This window comes from Saccharothrix sabaoui (genome assembly GCF_051756985.1).
Lineage (GTDB): Bacteria > Actinomycetota > Actinomycetes > Mycobacteriales > Pseudonocardiaceae > Actinosynnema.
The window spans coordinates 1-3,165 of sequence record NZ_JBPKJK010000318.1 but is presented as its reverse complement, the minus strand read 5'-3'; the positions used below and the strand labels follow the sequence as shown (position 1 = coordinate 3,165).

The following is a 3,165-nucleotide window of genomic DNA, read 5'->3' as shown; positions in this document are numbered from 1 at the left end:
AGGCGGCCGGCCCATGGGTGCCCCGGGTGGGGCACCCCGCCTTCGTGTCGACCGGTTACACGAGGCTGGTCGCCAGCCACCAGTACGGCAGGCCACCCACGAGCAGGCCGACGACGGTGCCGGCGGTGACCTGCGGCGTCGTGTGGTCGCCCAGCTCGACCCGGGACCACGCGACCAGCACCACGGCGAGGCCGACGAGGGCGAGCCACGGCCCGTAGGCGACCGCGAGGATCACCGCCGCCCCGGCGGCGACGGCCGCGTGCATCGAGATCTTCCACCCCCGCGCGCCGCGCACGGGCAGGGCGAAGGTGATGGCGATGCTGACCACCAGGGTGGCGAACATCGCCAACGAGAGCGCGACCATCTCCTTCGGCGCACCACCGAGCAGGAGCGCGGCGATCCCGACGCCGAGCGACGTGGTGCAGGCGATGAACGGGACGACCCGCCCCTCGCGGTTGGTCACGTGGTGGCTCTCCCACCGGCCGCGTCGAGCGCCCCGGATGATGATCGCCATCGGGATGACGGAGCCGGTGATCCCGACGACGAGCCCCCACAGCAGGGTGCGCGGGACGTCCCCCGTCGCGTGCCAGGCGATCAGCAGGGGAAGCGCCAGCACCCACACCCAGGGCGCGAGCACCTCGGTGGCGAGCCGCGCGACGCGTCGGCGCAGGGGCTTGCTCGTGGCTTCAGCGGACGTGGTCATGCTGTTCCCGGAACTCCTTGACGGCGTGGCTCACGACTTCCGAGCCGGTGAAGGCGTCCGCGATTCGGACGAGCTGGGCGACGTCGTCCGTCGCTCCGACGACGATGGGTGCGGTGGTGATCGGCGGCAGGTCCCGCCGCCTGGCTTCGAGCGCAACCGCGATGGCCGCGGCTTCGGCGGTCGCGCGTGCCTCCTCCTCGGACAGGCCGAGTTCGTCGGCTCGGCGTCGGACGCACGTCTCGACCTCGGGGTCGAGGTAGGCGTGCAGGGGACCGATGAGCACGTCGCGGATCTCGGTGACGCGGATGCGGAGCCGGTCACCGCGGCTGAGGCGTAACCGTGGGAGACCGCGGTCTTGTCGGAACCGGGCCGCCCAGCACGACCAGGCTGCGGAACGGGGCACGGGTGTGCAGACCGACCAGATCGTCGACCGATCCGGTCTTCTCCTCGCCGACGGGCGGCGAAGCTCTCCAGCGCAACTCCAGGCGGGGTTTCTCCGAGTAGCGCCGGAACGCCTCGGCACCCAGCCTGGTCGCTGTCCGCGCGGCGAGTTCGTCGGCGACTTCCCGCGGTGATCTCCTCGGCGGGACCGCGGGCCACCGCCGTCCCCGCCCACGGGCGATCGAGGCGACCCGCTCCGGTGCTCCACGACCGGGGTGCCCGACACCTGTCACGAGCAGAACGGCGACGAGGGCCGCCCCCACACCCGCCGTACCGGAGCCGGCGTGCTTCTCCAACGACGTGCCGCCCCGGTCACCACCATGCGCCGTGGGTCGCCGGGGTGACGGTCGTGCCCGCGACTTTCGTGCCCTCATCGTGCAGGGCCTCGGTGAGATCAGCCCCGCTCAGGTCCGCCCCGCTCAGGTCCGCCCCGCTGAGGTCGGCGCCGCGCAGGTCGGCTCGCCTGAGGTCGGCATTGGCCAGGTTCGCGCCGTAGAAGTACGCCGCCGCGAGGTCTGCGCCGGAGAAGTTGGCGGGACTCAGGTCGGACCGCTCGAACGTGGCCCTGGCCAGCCGGGCGTCGACGAACTCACCCGTGCGCAGGCAGGTGCGCCGCAGGTCGATGCGGACGCTGTTGTCCGAGGTGGGGTCGCGGCGACCCAGGACGCGGATCGCCGCCTGGAGGTCAGGGCTGAGCGCCTGGTGCGGACAGGTGATGGGGCTGTACGAGTCCGCGGTGGTCGTGGTGGGGGCGGTGGTGCGGCTGTCAGCGCCCCCGGTTCGGCCGTCAGCGCTCGTGGTCGAGTTCGCGGAACGCCTCGGTCAGCGCGCCGAGGTAGGTGGTGTCGGTGGTCGTCGACCTGCGCCGCGTGCCGATCGCGGTGCGGCTGGGCGGCGGTTCCACCGTCTCCCACGCCCGGTGGTCGCCGATGTCGTCGCGGCAGCGGATCACGATGGTGGTGGCCGGGAGGGTCAGCTCGTGCTCGTGGACGCGGAAGGGCGCGACGTCCTCCTCCAGGCCGGTGCCCTCCAGCACCGCCAGCAGGACCGCGGCCCGGCCCAGGGCGGCGCGGTGGGCGTACTCGTCCTGGTCGGGCGGCGGCAGGACGATGACGACCCGCGACTGGAGGTGGCGGCGGGCGATCTGGCGCACCTCCCAGGCGAAGCCCTCGCCGAAGTCCCGGTCCGGGGGCAGCACGAGCACGATGACGCGGGCGTTGCGGATCAGCCGCAGCGCCACGGTCTGCCACTCCTCGTCCCCGACGCGCACCAGGACCGGGCCGGGCGGGGCGAACGCGGTGCGCTGGTCGACGATGCCGCAGGTCGGCAGGTCGAGCGCGGACCGGGCGGCGGCGGTGACGACCTGCTCGACGGTCGCGTTGCGGGTGAACGGCTGACCGCCGACGCGCTGCTTGCGGCCCATCGCCCTGGGCAGCACGACCTGGCCGTCCCGCCCGAAGGGCCGCAGCACGAGGCAGAAGTCCCGGCCGGAGCCCAGCAGGTCGGGCAGGTACTCCTCGTGCCGCGGGGTCGCCGACGACCGGGTGTACCGGGTGGCGCCGACGACGATCATGACCAGGCCGGAGAGCGCCATGCCGAGCACCGCGCCGCTGCGGGCGACGGCCTCCCAGCCGTCGAGCGACAGGAGCGCGGCGCCCACCACCAGTCCGGCACCCAGCACCAGCAGCCCCCGGACCCCGGTGAACCGGTAGAACCGCAGCAGAAGCGCTTTCACCTCCGGGCCTCCCCCAGTCGACCGCTCACCGGGGACGTCGACCGACGGGGCCGCGCCGTTACCGGTGGGGACGCGGGCACGTCCCCACCGGCCCGGTTCGGCGGGGCCCGGTCAGCGGAGCGCGGTCAGCGGGGCGCGGTGGTGGGTCCGACCGGGCGGGCCGGCGGCAGCACGTCGCGCATCGACCTCATCACCGTCAGGTCCGGGTCGACCTGCTCGACCAGCGGCTGCGCGGTGAGCACCACCGGTGGCGCCAGGACCGGCGCGGGCTCGGGCGTGACCGGCA

4 protein-coding genes are annotated in these 3,165 nt (G+C 74.0%); all 4 read right to left on the bottom strand.

Annotated features, from left to right (window positions below):
* Positions 1–55: 55 nt before the first annotated feature.
* The 4 genes from ACR807_RS41500 to ACR807_RS41485 all read right to left on the bottom strand — a co-directional run bounded on the left by ACR807_RS41500 (position 56) and on the right by ACR807_RS41485 (position 2,879).
* Positions 56–703: a phosphatase PAP2 family protein gene (locus ACR807_RS41500; protein WP_438927043.1), complete on the bottom strand. Its 648-nt coding sequence runs from the start codon at positions 701–703 to the stop codon at positions 56–58.
* A complete protein-coding gene (locus ACR807_RS41495; protein WP_438927042.1) occupies positions 687–1,106 on the bottom strand; it encodes a DUF6545 domain-containing protein in 420 nt (139 codons plus the stop codon). Before ACR807_RS41495 ends, ACR807_RS41500 begins: the two co-directional genes overlap by 17 nt.
* 350 nt (positions 1,107–1,456) lie before the next feature.
* Positions 1,457–1,717, bottom strand: a complete 261-nt coding sequence (locus tag ACR807_RS41490; RefSeq protein ID WP_438927044.1) for a pentapeptide repeat-containing protein — start codon at positions 1,715–1,717, stop codon at positions 1,457–1,459.
* A gap of 214 nt (positions 1,718–1,931) precedes the next feature.
* The gene (locus ACR807_RS41485; RefSeq protein ID WP_438927041.1) at positions 1,932–2,879 is read right to left on the bottom strand and encodes a hypothetical protein; all 948 of its coding nucleotides are present in this window, start codon (positions 2,877–2,879) and stop codon (positions 1,932–1,934) included.
* Positions 2,880–3,165: the final 286 nt, after the last annotated feature.

What these genes read in the sequence shown, in the direction of transcription:
- ACR807_RS41500 (WP_438927043.1), bottom strand. Translation starts at nt 703, where the DNA reads ATGACCACGTCCGCTGAAGCCACGAGCAAGCCCCTGCGCCGACGCGTC.